Below are 20,277 nucleotides of genomic sequence, written 5' to 3'. Positions count from 1 at the left end.
CCTCAGCGCAGCTTGGGGTCGAGGGCGTCGCGCACCGCGTCGCCGAGCATGATGAACGCGAGCACGGTGATCGCCAGCGCTCCGGCGGGCCAGAGCAGCATGTGCGGGGCGTTGCGGATGTAGTTGGCGGCGGCGGAGATGTCGATGCCCCAGGAGACGGCCGGGTCCTTCAGACCGACGCCGAGGAAGGAGAGGGTCGCCTCCAGAGAGATGTACGTACCGAGCGCGATGGTCGCCACGACGATGACGGGCGCGATGGCGTTCGGTGTGATGTGGCGCAGCATCATGCGGGAGTTGGAGGCGCCGAGCGCGCGTGCCGCCTGGACGTAGTCGTTCTGTTTGGCGGTGATGACCGAGCCGCGGGCGATGCGGGCGATCTGGGGCCAGCCGAGCAGGACGATGAACCCGACGACGGGCCAGACGGTGGAGCTGGTGACGACGGAGAGGAAGACCAGGCCGCCGAGGACGACGGGGATGCCGAAGAAGACGTCGGTGAGGCGGGAGAGGATCGAGTCCCACCAGCCGCCGAAGAATCCCGCGAGTCCGCCGAGGACGCTGCCGAGGATCGCGACGCCGAGGGTGGCGCAGACGCCGACGGTCACCGAGGTGCGGGTGCCGTAGACGACCCGGGTGTAGACGTCGCGGCCCTGCGGGTCGAAGCCGAAGGGGTGGCCGGGCTCGGAGCCCATCTGGGCGTCGTCCAGGTTGGCCTGGAGCGGGTCGCCGCTCGCGATGAGCGAGGGCCAGATCGAGATGATCACCAGGAAGAGGATGACCAGCGAGGAGATGATGAAGACCGGGTTGCGCCGCAGGTCGCGCCAGGCGTCCGACCAGAGGCTGCGCGGTTTTCCGGTGGGCCCGGCACCGTCGGGGCCGGCCGGGTTCTTCTCCAGGCTGGTGCCCTCCTCCATGGCGAGGTCCGTCGCGCCGCCGGCGCCGGCCTGGGAGATCGCTTCGTCCGGGGTCTGCGGCTCAGGCATAGCGGATCCTCGGGTCGAGTACGGCGTACAGGAGGTCGACGATCAGGTTGGCGGCCAGGAAGACCAGGACGAGGATCGTGACGAAGCCGACGACGGTCTGGGAGTTCTGCCGCAGGATGCCCTGGTAGAGCTGGTAGCCGACGCCGTGGATGTTGAAGATCCGCTCGGTGACGATGGCCCCGCCCATCAGCGCGCCCACGTCGGTGCCGATGAAGGTGACGACGGGGATGAGGGAGTTGCGCAGCAGGTGCCGTACGACGACCCGGCGGCGGGGCAGGCCCTTGGCGACGGCGGTGCGTACGTAGTCGGCGCGGGCGTTCTCGGCGATCGAGGTCCGGGTGAGCCGGGTGACGTAGGCCAGGGAGACCGAGGCGAGGACCAGACCGGGGACGAGGAGTTCGTCGAAGGTGGGGTCGGCGGAGACCGAGGGCTTGATGATGCCCCACTCGACGCCCAGGAGGAGCTGGAGCAGCAGGCCGGTGACGAAGGTGGGGATGGCGATGACGATCAGCGTCAGGATGAGGACGGTGGTGTCGACGGGGCGGCCGCGCCGCAGACCGGTGACGACGCCGAGGCTGATGCCGATGACGACCTCGAAGACGATCGCGACGATGGTGAGCCGGATCGTGATGGGGAAGGCGGTGGCCATCAGCTCGGTGACCTTCTGCCCGTTGAACGCGGTGCCGAAGTCGCCGGTGAACACGTTGCCCATGTAGGTGAGGTATTGCTGCCAGACCGGCTTGTCGAGGCCGAACTCGGAGCGCAGCCGGGCGGCGGTGGCCGGGTCGCACTGGCGGTCGCCGCAGAGGCCCGCGATGGGGTCGCCCATCACGTTCACCATGAGGAAGATCAACAGCGTGGTGCCGAAGAAGACGGGGATCATCTGCAGCAGCCGCCGGATCACATAACGTCCCATGAGGGGCTCCGGGGGTCGGGGGGTGCGGGCACCCCCTGGGTTCGAGCAGTACCGGGCACAGGGTGCGCGGACGGCCGGGGCGCTGGTGGTTCGGGCGTCCCGGCCGTCCGCGGCTCAGCGCGTCACTTGACGGTGATCTCTTCGTAGACCGGGACGCTGAACGGGTTCAGCGCGACGTTGTCCACCCGGTCCGAGTAGCCGGCGCTGCCGTTCTGGTACCAGAGCGGGATGACCGGCATCTCCGTGACGAGGATCTTCTCCGCGTCCTGGAAGGTGGTGACCGCCTTGGCCTTGTCGCTCTCGGCGTTGGCCTTGTCGACCAGGTCGTCGAACTGCTGGTTGCTCCACTTGCCGTCGTTGGACGGGGCGTTGGTGTAGTAGAGCGGCTGGAGGAAGTTCTGGATCAGCGGGTAGTCCATCTGCCAGCCCGCACGCCAGGCGCCGGTGAGCTTCTGGGTGGAGACCTGGGCGCGGAAGTCGGCGAACGTTCCGACGGGGCCGCCGACGCAGGCCTTGTTGTTGCCCATGACGTTGTTGATGCTGTTGCAGACGGCGTCGACCCATTCCTTGTGGGAGCCGGTGTCCGCGTTGTACGAGATCTTCAGCTGGCCGCCGGGGATGCCGCCGCCCTCGTCGATGAGCTTCTTGGCCTCGGCCTTGTTGTACGTGCACTCCTTGCCGCAGAGCCCCTTCTTGAAGCCGCCGTCCTCGCCGAGGACCGGGGAGGTCCAGTCGGAGGCGGGGGTGCGGGTCTTCTGGAAGATCTGGTCGGTGATCTGCGGGCGGTTGATCGCCATCGACAGGCCCTGGCGGACCTTGCGCGCGTCGTCGGTGTCCCATTCCTTCTCGTAGAAGGGGAAGGCCAGGGTCTGGATGATGCCGGCGGGGGTGTTGATGTACCGGTCGCCGAGGTCGGCCTCGACGTTGCGGAGCTGCGAGGCGGGCACGTCGTCGACGAGGTCGAGGTTGCCCGCGGTCAGGTCGGTGTAGGCGGTGTTGTTGTCGGTGAAGACCTTGAGGTCGACGCCGCCGTTCTTCGCCTTGTCCTCGCCGGGGTAGTCGTCCCACTTGCGGAGGTTCATCGAGGAGCCCTTGGCGTACGACTCGATGGTGTACGGCCCGTTGCCGATGGGCTTGGAGAGCCAGGCGTCGTGGTCGTCGTAGAACGCCTTGGGCAGCGGGACGAAGGCGGAGTAACCGAGGGTGTCGGGCCACAGGGAGAACTTCTGGGTGAGCTTGGCGGTGAAGGTCAGGTCGTCGACGACCTTCAGGCCGGACAGCGTCTCGGCGGAGGCGGATCCGGACTCCGGGTGGACCTTGTCGTAACCCTCGATGTACTGGAAGAAGTAGGCGTTCTTCTGGTTGTTCTTCAGGGCCGCGCCGTAGTTCCAGGCGTCGACGAAGGACTTGGCGGTGACCTTCTCGCCGTTGGAGAACGTCCAGCCGTCCTTGAGCTTGATCGTGAAGTTCTGGGAGTCCTTCGAGTCGATGGACTCGGCGATCATGTTCTTGGCCTCGCCGGTCTTCGGGTCGTAGCGGATCAGGCCGCGGAAGACCATGTCGAGGACCTTGCCGCCCTGCACCTCGTTGGTGTTGGCCGGCTCCAGCGGGTTCTGCGGGTCTCCCCAGGAGGAGCTGACGATGCCGTCGGCGCCGCCGCTGCCGCCGCCACCGTCGCCGTCACCGCCGCCGCAGGCCGTCGCTGCCAGGGCGACGGCCACCGCACATGCGGCCCACCTGACCTGTGTGGCTCCGCGCATGAAGTGCCTCCTAGAGTCATCGAGTAGCTCAATGCCTCATATCACCGCATAACGTCATGTACCGCATGCGGGATTGCCCCGTACGGGCAGGAGGGCGGCGGACACGACGGAGGCCCGGCCCCTCGGAAGGGGCCGGGCCTGGGTCGTTCGACCTGCGGGAGCGGTTACGCCGCGTGCACGACGTCCTTCTCCTCGGCGAAGTGGCACGCCGACTCGTGCGCGGCCGGGGTTGCCGCCGAGACGAAGCGCTCGGGGATCGCCAGCAGGGGCTCCTCCGTCGCGCAGCGCTCCTGAGCCTTCCAGCAGCGGGTGCGGAAGCGGCAGCCCGAGGGCGGGTTCGCCGGCGACGGAACGTCACCGGTGAGGATGATCCGCTCGCGTCCCTCGCGGGCCGCCGGGTCGGGGACCGGGACCGCCGAGAGCAGCGCCTGGGTGTAGGGGTGCGTCGGGTGGTCGTAGATCTGCGTGTCCGTGCCGATCTCGGCCATCTTGCCCAGGTACATCACGCCGACCCGGTCGGAGATGTGCCGGACGATGGACAGGTCGTGCGCGATGAAGACGTAGGACAGGTTGAACTCGTCCTGGAGCTTCTCCATCAGGTTGATGACCTGGGCCTGCACCGACACGTCGAGCGCGGAGACCGGCTCGTCGCAGATGATGATCTCCGGGTTGAGCGCGAGGCCGCGGGCGATCCCGATGCGCTGGCGCTGGCCGCCGGAGAACTGGTGCGGGTACCGGTTGATGTACTCCGGGTTCAGACCCACGACGTCCAGGAGCTCCTGGACGCGGCGGCGCCGGTCGCCCTTCGGGGCCACCTCGGGGTGGATCTCGAAGGTCTCCCCGATGATGTCGCCGACCGTCATGCGCGGGTTCAGCGAGGTGTACGGGTCCTGGAACACCATCTGGATGTTGCGGCGCACCGCCTTCAGCGCGCGCCCGGACAGCTTGGTGATGTCCTGGCCCTTGTAGAAGACCTCGCCTGCGGTGGCCCGCTCCAGGGTCATCAGGAGCTTGGCGACCGTGGACTTGCCACAGCCGGACTCGCCCACGATGCCCAGGGTCTCCCCGGCGTACAGGTCGAAGGAGATGCCGTCGACGGCCTTGACCGCCCCGATCTGCTTCTTGAAGAGGACGCCCTGGGTCAGCGGGAAGTGCTTGACCAGGTTCCGCACCTGGAGGATCGGCTCGCCCTGGCTGACGGGCGCGTCGATGGCGGCTACGGCCTCCGCCTCGGTCGCGGCGTCCACCGTCTCCACTTCGGAGACGTTCGGGGTGGCGTCCACGGGCTCCTGCTCCTTCTTGAGCTCAGCCATGGATCGTCTCCTTCCAGAAGTGGCACGCGCTGCCGCGGCCGACCAGCTCGAGGCCGTCCCGCTCGGTCACCGGGGCGAGCGGCGGGATCTCGGTACGGCAGATGTCCTGTGCCTTGGGGCAGCGCGGGCTGAAGGCACAGCCCGCGGGGATGCGCGTGAGGTTGGGCGGCAGCCCCTTGATCGCGTAGAGCTCCTGGCCCTTCTGGTCCAGGCGCGGGATCGAGTCGAGCAGACCCTTGGTGTACGGGTGGGCCGGGCGGCTGTACAGCTCGTCGACCGGGGCCGTCTCCACGATCCGGCCCGCGTACATCACGGCGATCTTGTCCGCGACGTCGGCGACGACGCCGAGGTCGTGGGTGATCAGGATCAGACCCATGTTGTACTCGCGCTGCAGCTCGGCCAGCAGGTCCATGACCTGGGCCTGCACCGTCACGTCGAGCGCGGTGGTCGGCTCGTCGGCGATGATCAGGTCCGGCTCCAGGGCCAGCGCCATGGCGATCATGATGCGCTGGCGCATACCGCCGGAGAACTGGTGCGGGTAGTCCGAGATACGGGCCGCCGCCGCCGGGATCTTGACCTGGTCCATCAGCTCGATGGACTTGGCCTTGGCCGCCTTCTTGGACAGGCCCTGGTGGACACGGAACATCTCGCCGAGCTGGTAGCCGACGGAGAGGACCGGGTTCAGCGAGGACAGCGCGTCCTGGAAGATCATCGCGATCTTGCTGCCGCGGATCTTCCGGCGCTCCTCGTTGGACATCTTCAGCATGTCCTGGCCGCGGAAGAGGATCTCGCCCTGCGTGATCTTCCCGGGCGGCATGTCGAGGATGCCCATGATGGTCTGCGCGGTCACGGACTTGCCGGAGCCGGACTCGCCGAGCACGGCGAGCGTCTCGCCGGCGCTGACGGTGTAGTTCACACCGTTGACCGCCTTGGCGACACCGTCGCGGGTGTGGAACTCCACGTGCAGGTCGCGGACGTCGAGCAGTGGACCGTCGCCACTCACGGACTCCCGCGGTGCGGGGACGTGAGCCGTCTTGTCGATGGTGGTCACGAACGCCTCCCTCAGCGCATCTTGGGGTCGAGGGCGTTGCGGACCGCATCGCCGAACATCAGGAAGGACAGCACCGTGATCGAGACCATCACCGAGGGGATGACCAGGACGTACGGCGCGTTGCGGAGCTGGTCCTTCGCAGCGGAGACATCGATACCCCACGAGACCGTCGGCTCGGCGAGGCCGATGCCGAGGAACGACAGGGTGGCCTCGGCGGCGATGTAGCCGCCGAGCGCGATGGTGGCGACCACGATCACCGGAGCGATGGCGTTCGGCAGGATGTGCCGCGTCAGGATCCGGAAGGTGGAAGCGCCGAGCGCCTTGGCGGCGACCACATAGTCGGCCTGCTTGATCGTGATGACCGAGCCACGGGCGACACGGGCGATCGAGGTCCAGCCGAGGAAGGCCATCGACAGGATGACGACCCAGACGGAGCGCTCCTCGAAGGTGGTCAGGATGACCATGGCGCCGACGATGAAGGGGACGCCGAAGAAGACGTCGGTGATCCGGGAGAGGATCGTGTCGAGCCAGCCGCCGAAGTAGCCGGCGAGCATGCCGATCACCAGCCCGGTGATGGTGACCGCGACGGTCACGACCACACCGACGGTGATCGAGGCGCGGGCCCCGTAGATCAGACGCGCGTAGATGGAGCGGCCCTGGACGTCGTACCCGAGCCAGTCGGGGGCGAAGAAGTGGCCCCAGTTCGGGTGCTGGAGGTAGTGCTCGGCCAGGTTGGCGTCCCGCGGCGAGGCGCTGGTGAACAGGCTCGGGAAGATCGCCATGACCGCGAGCAGCAGGATCAGCACGACGGAGACGAGGAAGAGCGGGTTGCGGCGCAGGTCGTGCCAGGCGTCCGACCAGAGGCTGCGCGGCTTGCCGGGCGCGGGGCCGGCGTCCGTCGCGGCCGGCGCGTCGGTGGCGGCGGCCGGAGCGTCGGTGCTCTTGGTGAGTGCGGTGGTGTCAGGCATACCGGATCCTCGGGTCCAGGACCGCGTACAGCAGGTCGACGAGCAGGCTGCAGACGAGGTAGACGATGACGAGCAGCGTCACGACGCCGACGACGGTGGCGCCTTCGCGCTTGGACAGCGCTTCGAAGACGAGCGATCCGACGCCCTTGATGTTGAAGATGCCCTCGGTCACGATCGCCCCGCCCATCAGGGCGCCGATGTCGGTGCCGAGGAAGGTGACGACCGGGATGAGCGAGTTGCGCATCAGGTGCACGCCGATGACGCGGCGGCGGGGCAGACCCTTGGCGATCGCCGTACGCATGTAGTCGGCGCGGATGTTCTCGGCGACCGAGGTGCGGGTGAGTCGGGCGACGTACGCGAGTGACAGCGACGCCAGCACGATGGCCGGCATGATCAGCTCGGTGTTGGTCGGTTCCAGGCTCACGTTGGGCTTGGCGATGCCGAGCTGGAACGCGAAGAAGTACTGGACGAGGAAGCCCAGCACGAAGGAGGGCATGGAGATCAGCACCAGCGTCAGGCCGAGCAGACCGCGGTCCCGGAGGGAGTCGGCCTTCAGACCCGCGACGATGCCGAGCGAGATCCCGGCGACGACCGTGAAGACGAACGCGAAGATCGCGAGTCTGACGGTGATCGGATAAGCCTCGGCGATGACCTCGGCGACCGGACGCTGCGTTCCGATCTGCGTGCCGAAGTCGCCCTGGAACAGATTGCCCAGGTAGTTCAGGTACTGCTGCCAGATCGGCTGGTCGAGACCGAGGTCCGCCTTGATCTGCGCGATCTGCGTCGCGTCTACGTGCTGTTCACCGGCAAGAGCTCTGACGGGGTCGCCGGGCAGTGCGTACATCATCAGGAAGACCAGAAGGGTCGACCCGATGAAGACCGGGATCATCTGGAGCAGTCGTCGTGCGACATAGCGCCCCATGGGTGCCTCCGTGTGGGGATAACTGCGGCGCGGGGGCCGCCTCTTGGCAGAGACGACCCCCGCGCCTCCGGCCGCGCTGAGAAGCAGCACGGGCGGATGACGGCCAGTTGGGGAATGACCCGCAGGCGTTACTTGGTGGTGACGCCGGTCAGTTCGAGGTCACCGTGGAAGTCGACCTTGACGTTGTCGACGTTCTTGCCGTGGCCGCCGTTGATGGCGTAGTACCAGAGCGGGATGGCGGGCATCTTGTCCACCAGGGCCTTCTCGACCTCCTGGTAGGCGGCGACGGACTCCTCCAGGGAGTCGGCCTTGTCACCCTTCGCCATCAGCTCGTCGATCTCCTTGTCGGAGAAGCGTCCGTTGTTGGACTCGGCCTTGGAGTGGTAGAGCTCCTTGAGGAAGTTCACGTTGACGGGGTAGTCGGCCACCCAGCCACCGCGGTAGAAGCCCTTGACCTCGTTGTTGTCACGCGCTTCGAGGTCGGTCGGGAAGTCCGGCTTGGCGTCGCCCACGCAGTCGACCCCGGTGGCGTTGCGGATGGACTCGCAGACAGCGGTCACCCACTCCTTGTGCCCACCGTCGGCGTTGTACTGGATGGAGAACTTGTTGCCCGGAACGCCGCCGCCGGCCTTGATGAGCTCCTTGGCCTTGGCGGGGTTGTACTTCAGGATGTCCGAGTCGAGGGTCTGGTTGCCCTTGACCTGCGGCGGAGTGAAGCTCGTCGCCGGGATGCGCGTGCCGTTCAGGACGGTCTTCGTGATGGTGTCACGGTCGATCGCCATGGACAGACCCTGGAGGACCTTGGGGTCGATGTCCTTGAACGTCTTGGAGTAGAACGCCGGGTTCAGCGACTGGATCGCCGCGTACGGCTGGTCGATCGCGCCGTCACCGAGGTCCGTCTTGTACTTCGGGAGGTCACGCGGGCCGACCTGGCGGATCATGTCCAGGTTGCCGGAGATGACGTCCGAGTACGCGGCCTCGACGGTCGAGTAGTTCTTGAACTGGATGCCCTTGTTGGCAGCCTTGTTCGGACCCTGGTACTCGGGCCAGGCCTTGACCTGGATGAGCTTCTTGTGGGTCCACTTCTCGAACGTGTACGGGCCGTTGCCGATCGGCTTCTGGCCGAACGCCTTCGGGTCGTCGTAGAAGACCTTGGGCAGCGGCGCGAACGTCGCGTAACCGAGCTTGTAGTTGAAGTACGGGACCTTGTTGCTCAGCTCGATCGTGAACGTGGTGTCGTCCACGGCCTTCAGACCCGACATCTTGTCGGACTTCGGCGCACCCTTCTCGGGGTGGACGTCCTCGTAGCCCTTGATGTCGGAGAACCAGAAAGCGTTCTGCTGCTTGTTCTCGACGTTGGCGTACCAGTTCCACGCGTCGATGTACGACTGCGCGGTCACGGCCTCACCGTTGTGGAACTTCCAGCCGGACTTGAGCTTGACGGTCCACGTCTGGGAGTCCTCGGTCTCGACGGACTCGGCGTTCGTGAGGACGATCTCGCCCTTGTCGTCGAAGTCCAGCAGCTGGGTGAACAGCGACTGGATGACGTAGGAGCCGTTGCTCTCGTTCGTGTCGGCCGGCATCAGAGGCTTCTGGGGCTCACCGACGTCGATCGAGACGTATCCGGCGGGCTGCCCCGACGTGTTCTTCTTGCCTTCGTCGCTGCTGTCGCCGCCGCCACAGGCAGTCGCGGCCAGGGCGATGACGGCCGCTCCCGCGACCCACTTGGCGCTCTTGGCACCGCGCATGGGTTTCCTCCTCATGAGTCCACTTTTGACTACAAGAAGGGCACTGGAGAGATTCACCGACACCCCTGACGGTGATCGTTCAGTGCCCCGAGTGTGCTCGTGAGTCGGCACTCCCCACAGTGCGTGACCCATTGACCCGAGCTCAATGGAGCCAACTATTGAGTACGGCCGGGCTGTAAACCACACTTAAAGGGTCTCGGTTTGACAACATCAGACCCGCCCGTGTGCCCGAAATCCGGACAAAGCGATCCCAGACAGACACGCCCGAAACGGACTGTTAACACATGTTCCGGAGAGCGACCCCCGATATCCGGACACCACGGTCAGGAAAAGCGATTGACGAAGGCCCGGCCCACCACAGTGTCCGTGGCGGGCCGGGCCTTCTGTCAATGCCTGTGCTGACGGCCCGTCCGACGGGGTGATCCACCCCGCGGCGGGCCTTCGCATACGGAGCGTACGCCTCCGGCCGCCCCCGAGCTCCCGGAAGGGCTCAGGGGAGGCTCAGGAGCGTCTGCCGGCTCCGTGTCAGCTGTTCTTGGCGCGCGAGGCGGCGCGGCTGCGCTCGCGCTGGTCCAGGACGACCTTGCGGATACGCACGGTCTCCGGGGTCACCTCGATGCACTCGTCCTCGCGGCAGAACTCCAGGGACTGCTCCAGCGACAGCTTGCGGGCCGGGACCACGTTCTCCGTGGTGTCCGCGGAGGCCGCACGCATGTTGGTGAGCTTCTTCTCCTTGGTGATGTTGACGTCCATGTCGTCGGCGCGGGAGTTCTCGCCGACGATCATGCCCTCGTACACCTCGGTGCCGGCCTCGGTGAAGATGACGCCGCGCTCCTGGAGGTTGACCATCGCGAACGGCGTGACCGAGCCCGCGCGGTCGGCGACCAGCGAACCGTTGTGACGGGTGCGCAGCTCGCCGAACCACGGCTCGTGGCCCTCGAAGATGGAGTGCGCGATGCCGGTGCCGCGGGTCTGCGTCAGGAACTCCGTACGGAAGCCGATGAGGCCGCGGGACGGGACGATCCACTCCATGCGGACCCAGCCGGAGCCGTGGTTCGTCATGGTCTCCATACGGCCCTTGCGGGTCGCCATGAGCTGGGTGATGGCGCCGAGGTGCTCCTCGGGGGAGTCGATCGTCATGCGCTCGATCGGCTCGTGCGTCTTGCCGTCGATCTGCTTGGTGACGACCTCGGGCTTGCCGACGGTCAGCTCGAAGCCCTCGCGGCGCATCTGCTCGACCAGGATGGCGAGCGCGAGCTCACCACGGCCCTGGACCTCCCAGGCGTCGGGGCGCTCGGTGTCCAGGACGCGGAGCGAGACGTTACCGATGAGCTCGCGGTCGAGGCGGTCCTTCACCTGGCGGGCGGTGACCTTGTGGCCCTTTCCGCCCTTGCCGACGAGCGGCGAGGTGTTGGTGCCGATGGTCATCGAGATGGCCGGCTCGTCCACCGTGATCAGCGGCAGCGCGATCGGGTTCTCGGGGTCGGCCAGGGTCTCGCCGATCATGATGTCCGGGAATCCGGCGACCGCGCAGATGTCACCCGGGCCCGCCACCTCGGCCGGCTTGCGGGTGAGCGCCTCGGTCATCATCAGCTCGGTGATGCGGACGTTGGACATGGTGCCGTCACGCTTGATCCAGGTGACGGTCTGGCCCTTGCGCAGCTCGCCCTGCTCGACGCGGCAGAGCGCGATACGGCCGAGGAAGTTGTCGGCGTCCAGGTTGGTGACGTGGGCCTGGAGCGGCGCGTCCTCGTCGAACTCCGGGGCGGGGACGTGCGAGAGGATCGTGTTGAAGAACGGCTCCAGGTTCTCGCTGTCCTGCGGGACGGTGCCGTCCTCGGGCTTGGTCAGCGAGGCGACGCCGTCACGGGCGCAGGCGTAGACGATCGGGAACTCGATCTGGTCCTCGTCCGCGTCCAGGTCCAGGAACAGGTCGTACGTCTCGTCGACGACCTCGGCGATCCGGGAGTCGGGGCGGTCCGTCTTGTTGATGCAGAGGATGACCGGCATCCGCGCGGCCAGCGCCTTGCGCAGCACGAAGCGGGTCTGGGGCAGCGGGCCCTCGGAGGCGTCGACGAGCAGCACGACGGCGTCCACCATCGACAGACCACGCTCGACCTCGCCACCGAAGTCGGCGTGACCGGGGGTGTCGATGATGTTGATCGTGATCGGGTCCCCGCCGTCCTTGGGGTGATACTTCACCGCCGTGTTCTTGGCGAGGATCGTGATGCCCTTCTCACGCTCCAGGTCGTTCGAGTCCATCATGCGGTCGTCGAGCGACTCGGCAGCGTGGGCGGCGAAGGAGCCGGCCTGCTTGAGCATGGCGTCGACCAGCGTGGTCTTGCCGTGGTCGACGTGGGCGACGATGGCTACGTTACGGATGTCGTGGCGCGTGGGCATGGGTGGCTTGCGCTTCTCTCGGATCGTGGGATCAGGCGTCTCAGTCGGTCTTCGAGTCCTCGTACGCCCGCCGGGCGGCACGCCACGGCTCGTCCCATCGTACGGGCCTCGGGCACGCCGGGCTTCCCGGACCGATCCGCGGAGGCGGTCTTCCCGTGTGATTCGGGCGATATTCAGCCGGTGTCAAGGACCTGGCTCCGCGCCGGGCCAGTGGATGGCCGGAATGCGGGCGGAGCTGCGGTGGGACCGCGGTGGAGCTATGTGGGGGGTGAGGAGAGGTGAAGCGACGAACGGCCCGGGTCAGGGCAGAAACCACACTGCCCGCCGGGCGAACCGGCGGGCAAGGGTTTTGAGGTGCATCTGAGCTTGGCGGCGAGAGGGTGTGGTATTTAGCGGCTACTTCTTGCGGTCTGCGGGGGAACCTGCTGCTTGCCGGTTCTTGAACCCGATGTCCTGGTACCGGGGGGCGGCGAAGCCGAAGGCGCCGACGTTCGCGAGCTTCTTGTCGACCGCGACCAGCTGCGGGCGCTGGAAGAGCGGAATCGATCCGGCGGCGGCCCAGATCCGGGCGTCCGCCTGCTTCATCAGCTCCCGGGCGGCCTTCTCGTCCAGCTCGGCGGCGGCCTTGTCGAAGAGCTGGTCGATGTGGTCGGTGCCGACCCGGGTGTAGTTCTGCTCCACGAGGAGCGATCCGTCGGTGGCGGGCTCCGGCTTGGCGTAGATCGGGCGTCCGTCGGTGGCGGGGTAGGCGGTGGCCGGCCACGAGTAGAGCGCCAGGTCGTACGCGCCGGAGGCGATGTGGTCCTTGAAGTAGCTCTCGTCGGGGACCTTGGTGATCTCCGTGCCGACGCCGATCTTCTCCAGCATCGCGGCGATCTTGTCGCCGACGCTGCGCAGCGACTGGGAGCCGGGTCCGGAGGGGAGCACGAACCGCAGGGTCAGCGTCTTGCCGTCCTTGCCGAGCTGCCCCTTGGCCGCGGCGGGCGCCGGGGCGGCGGTGCCGACGGGGGCGTACGCCCCGGCGGCTCCCCCGGGCTGCTTGTCCGTGGCGGCGACGGCGCCGTCCTCACCGTGGACACCCGCCTGGCGGAGCAGAACGGTGCCCTGGGCGGCGGCGGTCCGGGCGGGGGCCAGGACGTGGACGGCGGAGGCGCTGCCCACGGTGGCCGGAGCGGGGGCGCCGGGCTTGTTGTCGTCGCCGACGATGTAGAGGCCCTCGTCGCGGGAGGCGGCGCTGTCCTCGGAGCCCCGGTCGGCCTTCTCGCGCTCGGCGGCGGAGTCCTCGGTGCGGTCCTCCTGCGCCTTCTTCCCGTCCTTCTCGCTCTTGGCGTCCTTGTCCTCCTCGGCGTCCCCGGCGGTCTTCTTCTCCGCATCGGCCTCGTCGTCCTTGCCGCCCTTCTTCTCCGCCTCGCTGCCCGCCTTGGTGTCCTTGGGCGGCTCGGCCGCGCCGCCCCGGGTCCAGCCGGCGTCCGCCAGCAGGGCCTGGGCCTCCTTGGTGTTCTGCTCGCCGAGCGCCCCGCTGCCGTCCTTGTAGCCGGGCTGCCCCGCGAGGGCGAGGTGGCTGCCGAGCGGCTTCGCCGGAAGGCCCAGCGGCCCCAGCACGGTCTGGGCCAGTTCCTCGCGGTCCAGGGCGCGGGCGACGGCACGGCGGACCCGGTCGTCGGCGAGCGGGCCGGACTCGCCGTTCAGCGCGAGCTGGGTGTAGGCGGGCTCCAGGGACTTGCGGACGGCGAAGTCGCGCAGGGCCTTCTGTTCCGTGGCGTACGCGACGACGGCCTTGCGGTTCTTCTCCCGGGCGGCCTGCGCGATCTCCGCCGCATCCTCGTCGGAGCCGTGCGCCTGGGCCCAGGAGCGCAGGGCCTGGGCCGGCGTGGTCTCGGAGCCCGGACCGTGGTTGAGGGGCCGGCCGTTGCCGCCCCGGTCGCGGCGGGCGAGCGTGATGCGGTCGGCGGTGGCGGCGTCGATGTCGGCGATGTCCACCGTGCCGTCGGCGAGGGCCTGGGTACGGTCCTTCGCGGCGACCGCCCGGAAGACGAGGGTGTCCAGTTTGGCCTTGTCGCCCCACCAGCGCGGGTTGCGGGCCAGCGTGACGGTGCCCTTGGACTTGCTCACGCCGCGCAGGACGAAGGGCCCGGCGGTGTTCTTCAGGGTGGTGCGCGCGCCGTCGTTGAAGGCGTCCGGCGAGCCGGTGATCTCCTTCGGGTAGAGCGGCGAGAACAGCGAGCGCCAGTCGGCGTACGGCTTGGAGAACGTGACCCGCACCTGGAGGTCGTCCGCGCCCCGCTCGATCTTCTCGATGCGCTCGTAGCCGGAGTTGCGGGCGGTCCAGAACGCGGAGTCCTTGCCCCGGAGCGCCCGCCACTGGGCGACGAAGTCGGGGGCCCCGATCTCCCGGCCGTCGCTCCACACCGCCTGCTGGTTGAGCTTGTAGAGCACGACCTGACGGGGCTCGCGCTCGATGACCTTCGCGGACTCCAGGTAGTCCGGGTTGAGCTTCGGCTGCCCGGTCCTGTCCATCGGGAAGAGGGTCGGGAGCAGTGCTCCGGTGATCCGGGTGGTGGCGCTGTCCGCGTCCGCCTGGAAGGCGTTGAAGGTGGCGGGCAGCGCGTCGACCGCCCAGTTCGCCGTCGAGCCGTCGGCGACCGCCTCGCGGGCGGCGGGCGCGATGTCCTGGGGCACGCCCCGGGAGGTCTCCTCACCGCCGGAGCTGCACCCCGCCAGCACGGGGATCGTGAGCACCCCCGTCGTGAGGAGCGCGAGCGATCGGCGCTTTCGAACCGTCCCGCGCGGGACGCCGACGTGGGACATGGCTGATACCTCCGGGGCCGGCCCGGACCACCCCGTACCGGAATGGACCGGATAGTGCGTATGTGGTGGCATTTGCAGTTGATCACACTGATTCCTTCCGCTTACTGAAAGCGCCCCCTCGCGCGAGGGGGCGCCGACACGACGGCCGGGAGCCGCAAGCTCACCCGCCCGGAGGAACGTTCCGCCCGACACGGCCGACGGCCCCCTCACGCGGCACGCACGTCACCCGAGGGGCAGTCGGCACGTCACCGGAGGGGCAGCCCGCACGACCCGGGCGACCTTGCTCCTCGCGCGGCCCAGGACCTAGGGTGAATGCGCTTTCACGAGCCTCGTGATCGCCTCGCCCGGCACGCGGACCGCCGGGCCGGTACCAGCACCCGCACCGCCGGACGCGGGGCTGCGGAAGAAGAAGCGGACGGACGGTGGGTCCAGTGAGCGCCCCCACGGTGTACGACGTCGCCGAGCGGTCGGGCGTCTCCATTGCCACGGTCTCCCGGGTCTACCGGAACCCCGATTCCGTACGCGCCCAGACCCGCGAGAAGGTCATGGAGGCGGCCCGCGAGCTGGGGTACGTACCGAGCGGCAGCGCCCGGGGCCTGGCCAGCCGGACGACGGGCGTGCTCGGGCTGTGCTTCCCGGACTACGCGGACCCGGACGCCGAGTCCGCGGCGGCGGCGAGCGACGCGGACGACGACCAGGCCGTCATGCTCTACTCCGACCAGATCATCCGGGGCATGGAACGGGCCTCCCGGCGGCACGGCTACGCCCTGCTGATCGCGGCCTCGCTGGACGGCGGGCCGGAGAGCCTGGTGGCGAAGGTCGCCGGGCGGGTCGACGGCTTCGCCGTGCTGGCGCGGACCGTGCCGACCGCGGACCTGGAAGTGATATCGCGCCGACTGCCCGTGGTGATGCTCGCCGGACCCCGGGAGATCGACCACCTGGACCACATCGTGGTGGCCAACACCGAGGGCGAGCGCGAGCTGACCCGCCATCTGATCGAGGACCACGGGCTGCGCCGGCTGGCCTTCATCGGGGGCGAGGAGCAGGCGCCGGACGCCGAGGCCCGGTTCCGGGGCTTCCAGGAGGCGTGCCGGGACGCGGGCCTTCCGGTGCCCTCCCGGCCGGAGGTGCGCGCCGGGATGATGACGCAGGCCGAGGGCGCGCTGGCGGCGGACGCCCTGCTGGACCGTTCGGAGGGCACGGGCCTGGAGCGGCCGGAGGCGATGCTGTTCGCCAACGACCAGATGGCGGTCGGGGCCCTCCAGGCGCTGGAGCGGCGCGGGGTGCGGGTGCCCGAGGACGTCGCGGTGACCGGGTTCGACGGGATCCCGCTGAGCCGCCTGGTCCGCCCGCCCCTGACGACCGTCCGGCAGCCGATCCGGCAGCTGGGCGAGGAGGCGGTGGAGCTCCTGGTCCAGCGCCTGGCCGACCCGGGCCGCGCCCCGGTCTCGCTGGAGCTGCCGGTCTCGGTGACCCGCCGGGCGAGCTGCGGCTGCGGCTGAGGGAGGGCCCGGGGCGCGCTCCTGTGGGGCGCGCGCGGGGTGTCCGCGCCCCACAAGCGGCTACCCCATCGGGCGCTTTGGGCGTATTTGTCAGGATGTGTAAGCCGCGTTTTTCACAGAGGGCGCTGAGTCGGGGCTGGGAGGGCACAAGCACTGCCTACCCGAGGAGGCTGTGGTGAGCGAGAGAACGGGACTGGCCGCAGTGCTGACGGCCGCGAGGGACGCCGCACCGGTGCATTCCCTCGATGTCGTGGCGCGCGACCTGCGCACCCGGTTCGGCGCGCGATACGTTTCATTCCTTTTCGTGGACCTGGTCGGCAATCGCCTGCTGCGGGTCAACGACATGTCGGGCACCTCCCGCGGGGGCCGGACCGAGAGGGTTCCCCTGGCGGGCAGCGGCATCTACGACAAGGTGCTGCGTTCCCAGAAGCTGGTGCAGGTGGAGCAGCAGGGGCAGGGCCAGCGCGTCCTCGCCCCCGTGACCAACCGCGGTGACGCCATCGGCGTGCTGGAACTCTTCCTCGACGGCGTCACCGAGGACGTACTGGCCCACATCGAGGACGCCGCGCACGCGCTGGCGTACATCATCGTCACGGACCGCCGCTTCACCGACCTCTACCACTGGGGCAACCGCACCACGCCGGTCAGCCTGGCGGCGGAGATCCAGCGCCAGCTGCTTCCCTCCGCCCCTTCCTGCGACGCGGCGGAGTTCGCGCTGGCCGGGGCACTGGTCCCGGCCGCCGACATCGCCGGGGACACCTTCGACTACAGCCTCGACGGCAGCGACCTCCACCTGTCCGTCACCGACGCCATGGGCCACGACGTCAACGCCTCGCTCATCGCCACCCTCGTCGTGAACGCCTCGCGCGGCGCCCGCCGTGCCGGAGCGGATCTCGCCGAGCAGGCGCGCCAGATGCATCAGGCCCTCCTCGACCACGGAGGCAGCACCTTCGCCACCGGCCAGCTGCTCCGCATCGCCCTGGACGGCAGCGGTGCCCAGCTCGTCAACGCCGGCCACCCCGGGCCGCTCCGGCTGCGCGACGGCTCGGTCGAGGTGATCGCCCCGCGGGTCGACATGCCCTTCGGCTTTCCTCCGCAGGGTCCGTACGAGATCCAGAACCTGGACCTGCGCCCGGGCGACCGTCTCGTGCTGTTCACCGACGGCGTGCAGGAGCGCGAAGCGGCGGCGGTCGACCTGCCCGGACTCCTGCTCCGGACCGCCGCCGAGCACCCGCGCGAGGTCGTCCGCACGATGGTCACCGCGGTCGCCGACGCCTACGGCGGCCGTCCGCCCAAGGACGACGCCACCGTCCTGTGCCTGGACTGGCACGGCCCCCGGAGCGAGCCTCGCGAACCGGGCGCCTGAGCCGGGGCCCGGTACGGCCGGGCCTCAGCCCACGGCCGCCAACCGCTCCCCGAAGAACCGGGTCCGCCGCGCGTCCAGCTCCGCCGCCTCGGCCACCATCCCCCGGTACGCGAAGTGCCCCGCCGTCAGCACCTGGAGCTCACGCTCCCCGGCCAGCGCGTTGTGTACGGCGAACTGCCCCGGCGGCGGCACCGACGGGTCGAACAGCGCGGCCGCGACCAGCGTGGGCAGCGCCAGCCGGGTCGCCGCCGTCGCCGCGTCGAAGTAGCGCAGGACCTCCGTGACCCCGGGGTGTGCGCGGTGGTGCGCCCGGACCGCCTCGCCGCTGCCCGCGCAGGGCAGGGTCAGGCGCAGCGGGTGGTTGCCGAAGGTCGGGACGGTGAGCTGGACCGCGCCGAAGCGGTCGTCCCAGGGCAGCGCGAGGGCCCCCAGCCCGCCGCCGAAGCTCTCGCCGAGGTAGCCGAGGCGGGGCCCGCCCGGCCGCCCGGCCGCCGCCAGTTCGGGCACCAGCGCCGCGAGCGCGGAGGCGGCGCACCACAGGTCGGCCGCGCAGTCCCCGATGACGTACGACGCGCGGGAGCCGATGCCGTGCAGGACGTGCGCGTCGGCCGCGTCCGGGATGCCGTCCACCCGCCCCCGCTCCCCCATGCCCCGTACGCACGGCAGGATCACGGCGGCCCCCGGCAGGGGCGCCGGCAGGTCCCGGCCGGGGTCCTGGCGGCCGCCGTAGCCGTGCCCGACGACGAATCCGTACCGCACCGGGCCCTCGGCGGGCAGCGCGAGCCAGCCGCCGAGCCGGACGCCGCCCACGGAGGTGAAGGCGACCCCGTGGACGCGGACGCCGTCGCGCTCCTCCTCCACCGGGCCGAGGACCGGCCCGGGGTCCACCGCACGGGCTCGCGCGTACCGGTCGCGCCAGAACGCGTCGAAGTCGTCGGGGGCGGGCGGGGCGGGGATCTCCAGCAGCGCGTCCGGCGCGTCGTACCCGTAGGCCGGGTCGAACGGGAAGTCGTGGGAGAGCGCGACGGATGAGGCCATGCGGCGAGGGTAGACGGCGACTCACCGCCGGGACGTCCGCACTCCGGGGCGACGAATCGGTCACATCGCCTGTTGTTTCCCAAACGCCGCGTTTACGGTTCAACGACAAGACGCCGAGATGTCGAGCGCGTTGCACGAGTGTGACCCACCACCCTCTTGCGGATTCCCGAACGTCTGGCGCAGAGTGATGTATGCGCTTACAGACAGCGCATACATAGCGCACCGCGCAGCATCCGGAATGCTCAAGGAGGAGCCCTCCCATGTCCCGCATCGCCAGAACCGCTCCCGCCGGCATAGCGCTCGCCCTCGCCGTGACCCTCTCCGCCTGCGGCTCCTCCGGCGGCGACGTCGCGGCGGACGAGAAGCAGACGCTCACCGTGTGGGCCATGGGGGCCGAGGGCGAGAAGCTCGCGGACGTGGCCGAGGTCTACGAGAAGGCCAACCCGAACATCACCGTGAAGGTGACCCCGATCGGCTGGGACGTCGCCCACCAGAAGCTCGTCTCGGCAGCGGCGGCGGGCACCCTGCCCGACGTGGCCCAGATGGGCGGCAGCTACCTGGGCGAGTTCGCCGAACTGGGCGTGCTGGAGCCGGTGGACACCAAGGTCTTCGACAAGAAGGACTTCTTCCCGGCGGGCTGGGAGCAGGGCGAGGTGGACGGCACCGCGTACGGCGTGCCGTGGTACGTCGACACCCGCGTCCTGTACTACCGCACGGACCTGGCCGAGAAGGCGGGCGTGAGCAAGGCCCCGGCGAACTGGAAGGAGCTCCAGGACCTGGCCACCGCGTACCAGAAGAAGGCCGGTACGAAGTGGGGGCTGTCCATCCAGCCCAGCGGCCTGGACACCGTGCAGAACTTCTACTCCTTCCTGTACTCGGCGGGCGGTGAGATCGTCAACGACAAGGGCGAGGCGGTCATCGACAGCCCTGAGGCGGTCAAGGCGCTCAAGGAGTACGGCAGTTACTTCGACAAGGGCCTCTCCAACAAGTCCGTCCAGCCCGGCTACGACGTGGTGAAGGACTTCGGCAACGGCCGGGTCCCGATGTTCTTCGGCGGCCCCTGGCACGTGACGCTGCTCGACGAGGGCCAGCCGCAGATCAAGGGCAAGTGGGCCATCGCGCCCGTTCCGGCGGACGCCTCCTCCACCTCCATGGCCGGCGGCTCCTCGCTCGTCGTCTCCAAGGACAGCGAGCACAAGGCGGCGGCCACCGAGTTCATCCAGTACCTGACCGACACGAAGGGCCAGTCCGACTGGTACGAGCGGACGAAGGACCTGCCCGCCAACACCTCCGCGTGGGAGTCCGGCGTCCTCGCCGACGACGCCGACCTGCAGACCTTCAAGCAGCAGATGGACACCGCCAAGTCCTCGCCCTCCCTGGCCAACTGGACCGAGATCACCGACAAGGTGGACCAGGCCATCGCCAAGGTGACGCAGGGCAAGGCTTCCGCCGAGGACGCGCTGAAGACGGCGCAGTCCGAGATCGAAGGCCTCGTGAAGCAGTAG

At 69.1% G+C, this 20,277-nt stretch carries 14 protein-coding genes; 3 read left to right on the top strand and 11 right to left on the bottom strand.

Going from position 1 to position 20,277, the window contains the following annotated elements; genetic code table 11:
- Nucleotides 1-2 precede the first annotated feature (2 nt).
- The 10 genes from RNL97_RS21945 to RNL97_RS21900 form a co-directional block, all read right to left on the bottom strand.
- The gene (locus RNL97_RS21945; RefSeq protein WP_313751094.1) at nucleotides 3-980 is read right to left on the bottom strand and encodes an ABC transporter permease; all 978 of its coding nucleotides are present in this window, start codon (nucleotides 978-980) and stop codon (nucleotides 3-5) included.
- Nucleotides 973-1,896, bottom strand: a complete 924-nt coding sequence (locus RNL97_RS21940) for an ABC transporter permease (RefSeq protein WP_030576586.1) — start codon at nucleotides 1,894-1,896, stop codon at nucleotides 973-975. Before RNL97_RS21940 ends, RNL97_RS21945 begins: the two co-directional genes overlap by 8 nt.
- 122 nt (nucleotides 1,897-2,018) lie before the next feature.
- Complete coding sequence (locus tag RNL97_RS21935; protein ID WP_030576583.1) at nucleotides 2,019-3,656, bottom strand: peptide ABC transporter substrate-binding protein; 1,638 nt, start codon at nucleotides 3,654-3,656, stop codon at nucleotides 2,019-2,021.
- 164 nt (nucleotides 3,657-3,820) lie between these two features.
- The gene (locus tag RNL97_RS21930) at nucleotides 3,821-4,969 is read right to left on the bottom strand and encodes an ABC transporter ATP-binding protein (protein ID WP_030576580.1); all 1,149 of its coding nucleotides are present in this window, start codon (nucleotides 4,967-4,969) and stop codon (nucleotides 3,821-3,823) included.
- Nucleotides 4,962-6,020, bottom strand: coding sequence for an ABC transporter ATP-binding protein (locus tag RNL97_RS21925; RefSeq protein ID WP_030576576.1), 1,059 nt, complete (start codon nucleotides 6,018-6,020; stop codon nucleotides 4,962-4,964). Before RNL97_RS21925 ends, RNL97_RS21930 begins: the two co-directional genes overlap by 8 nt.
- Nucleotides 6,021-6,031: 11 nt before the next feature.
- Nucleotides 6,032-6,988, bottom strand: coding sequence for an ABC transporter permease (locus RNL97_RS21920; protein WP_030576573.1), 957 nt, complete (start codon nucleotides 6,986-6,988; stop codon nucleotides 6,032-6,034).
- Complete coding sequence (locus RNL97_RS21915; RefSeq protein ID WP_030576571.1) at nucleotides 6,981-7,910, bottom strand: ABC transporter permease; 930 nt, start codon at nucleotides 7,908-7,910, stop codon at nucleotides 6,981-6,983. The genes RNL97_RS21920 and RNL97_RS21915 overlap by 8 nt, the downstream gene beginning before the upstream one ends.
- 128 nt (nucleotides 7,911-8,038) lie before the next feature.
- A complete protein-coding gene (locus tag RNL97_RS21910) occupies nucleotides 8,039-9,658 on the bottom strand; it encodes a peptide ABC transporter substrate-binding protein (RefSeq protein ID WP_030576567.1) in 1,620 nt (539 codons plus the stop codon).
- A 525-nt stretch (nucleotides 9,659-10,183) separates the two neighbouring features.
- A complete protein-coding gene (gene typA / locus RNL97_RS21905) occupies nucleotides 10,184-12,058 on the bottom strand; it encodes a translational GTPase TypA (RefSeq protein WP_030576564.1) in 1,875 nt (624 codons plus the stop codon).
- A gap of 396 nt (nucleotides 12,059-12,454) precedes the next feature.
- Complete coding sequence (locus tag RNL97_RS21900) at nucleotides 12,455-14,866, bottom strand: ABC transporter substrate-binding protein (RefSeq protein ID WP_030576561.1); 2,412 nt, start codon at nucleotides 14,864-14,866, stop codon at nucleotides 12,455-12,457.
- 431 nt (nucleotides 14,867-15,297) lie between these two features.
- Here RNL97_RS21900 and RNL97_RS21895 point away from each other — a divergent pair, with 431 nt between their 5' ends.
- Together RNL97_RS21895 and RNL97_RS21890 are read left to right on the top strand one after the other, a co-directional pair.
- On the top strand, nucleotides 15,298-16,368 hold the full coding sequence (locus RNL97_RS21895) for a LacI family DNA-binding transcriptional regulator (RefSeq protein WP_243315015.1): 1,071 nt from the start codon (nucleotides 15,298-15,300) through the stop codon (nucleotides 16,366-16,368).
- Nucleotides 16,369-16,540: 172 nt separating this feature from the next.
- Nucleotides 16,541-17,734 carry a PP2C family protein-serine/threonine phosphatase gene (locus RNL97_RS21890; protein ID WP_243315012.1) on the top strand — a complete coding sequence of 398 codons (1,194 nt, stop codon included), beginning with the start codon at nucleotides 16,541-16,543 and terminating at the stop codon, nucleotides 17,732-17,734.
- A gap of 24 nt (nucleotides 17,735-17,758) precedes the next feature.
- Here the strand turns inward: RNL97_RS21890 and RNL97_RS21885 are convergent, their stop codons facing one another.
- A complete protein-coding gene (locus RNL97_RS21885) occupies nucleotides 17,759-18,772 on the bottom strand; it encodes an acetylxylan esterase (protein WP_030576552.1) in 1,014 nt (337 codons plus the stop codon).
- Nucleotides 18,773-19,032: 260 nt separating this feature from the next.
- Between RNL97_RS21885 and RNL97_RS21880 the strand changes: the two genes are divergently transcribed.
- Complete coding sequence (locus RNL97_RS21880; protein ID WP_030576549.1) at nucleotides 19,033-20,277, top strand: sugar ABC transporter substrate-binding protein; 1,245 nt, start codon at nucleotides 19,033-19,035, stop codon at nucleotides 20,275-20,277.

This window comes from Streptomyces parvus, from assembly GCF_032121415.1.
Lineage (GTDB): Bacteria > Actinomycetota > Actinomycetes > Streptomycetales > Streptomycetaceae > Streptomyces > Streptomyces globisporus_A.
This window is presented reverse-complemented; position numbering and strand designations above follow the sequence as displayed.

What these genes read in the sequence shown, in the direction of transcription:
- RNL97_RS21945 (WP_313751094.1), bottom strand. Translation starts at nt 980, where the DNA reads ATGCCTGAGCCGCAGACCCCGGACGAAGCGATCTCCCAGGCCGGCGCC.
- RNL97_RS21940 (WP_030576586.1), bottom strand. Translation starts at nt 1,896, where the DNA reads ATGGGACGTTATGTGATCCGGCGGCTGCTGCAGATGATCCCCGTCTTC.
- RNL97_RS21935 (WP_030576583.1), bottom strand. Translation starts at nt 3,656, where the DNA reads ATGCGCGGAGCCACACAGGTCAGGTGGGCCGCATGTGCGGTGGCCGTC.
- RNL97_RS21930 (WP_030576580.1), bottom strand. Translation starts at nt 4,969, where the DNA reads ATGGCTGAGCTCAAGAAGGAGCAGGAGCCCGTGGACGCCACCCCGAAC.
- RNL97_RS21920 (WP_030576573.1), bottom strand. Translation starts at nt 6,988, where the DNA reads ATGCCTGACACCACCGCACTCACCAAGAGCACCGACGCTCCGGCCGCC.
- RNL97_RS21915 (WP_030576571.1), bottom strand. Translation starts at nt 7,910, where the DNA reads ATGGGGCGCTATGTCGCACGACGACTGCTCCAGATGATCCCGGTCTTC.
- RNL97_RS21910 (WP_030576567.1), bottom strand. Translation starts at nt 9,658, where the DNA reads ATGCGCGGTGCCAAGAGCGCCAAGTGGGTCGCGGGAGCGGCCGTCATC.
- typA (WP_030576564.1), bottom strand. Translation starts at nt 12,058, where the DNA reads ATGCCCACGCGCCACGACATCCGTAACGTAGCCATCGTCGCCCACGTC.
- RNL97_RS21900 (WP_030576561.1), bottom strand. Translation starts at nt 14,866, where the DNA reads ATGTCCCACGTCGGCGTCCCGCGCGGGACGGTTCGAAAGCGCCGATCG.
- RNL97_RS21885 (WP_030576552.1), bottom strand. Translation starts at nt 18,772, where the DNA reads ATGGCCTCATCCGTCGCGCTCTCCCACGACTTCCCGTTCGACCCGGCC.
- RNL97_RS21880 (WP_030576549.1), top strand. Translation starts at nt 19,033, where the DNA reads ATGTCCCGCATCGCCAGAACCGCTCCCGCCGGCATAGCGCTCGCCCTC.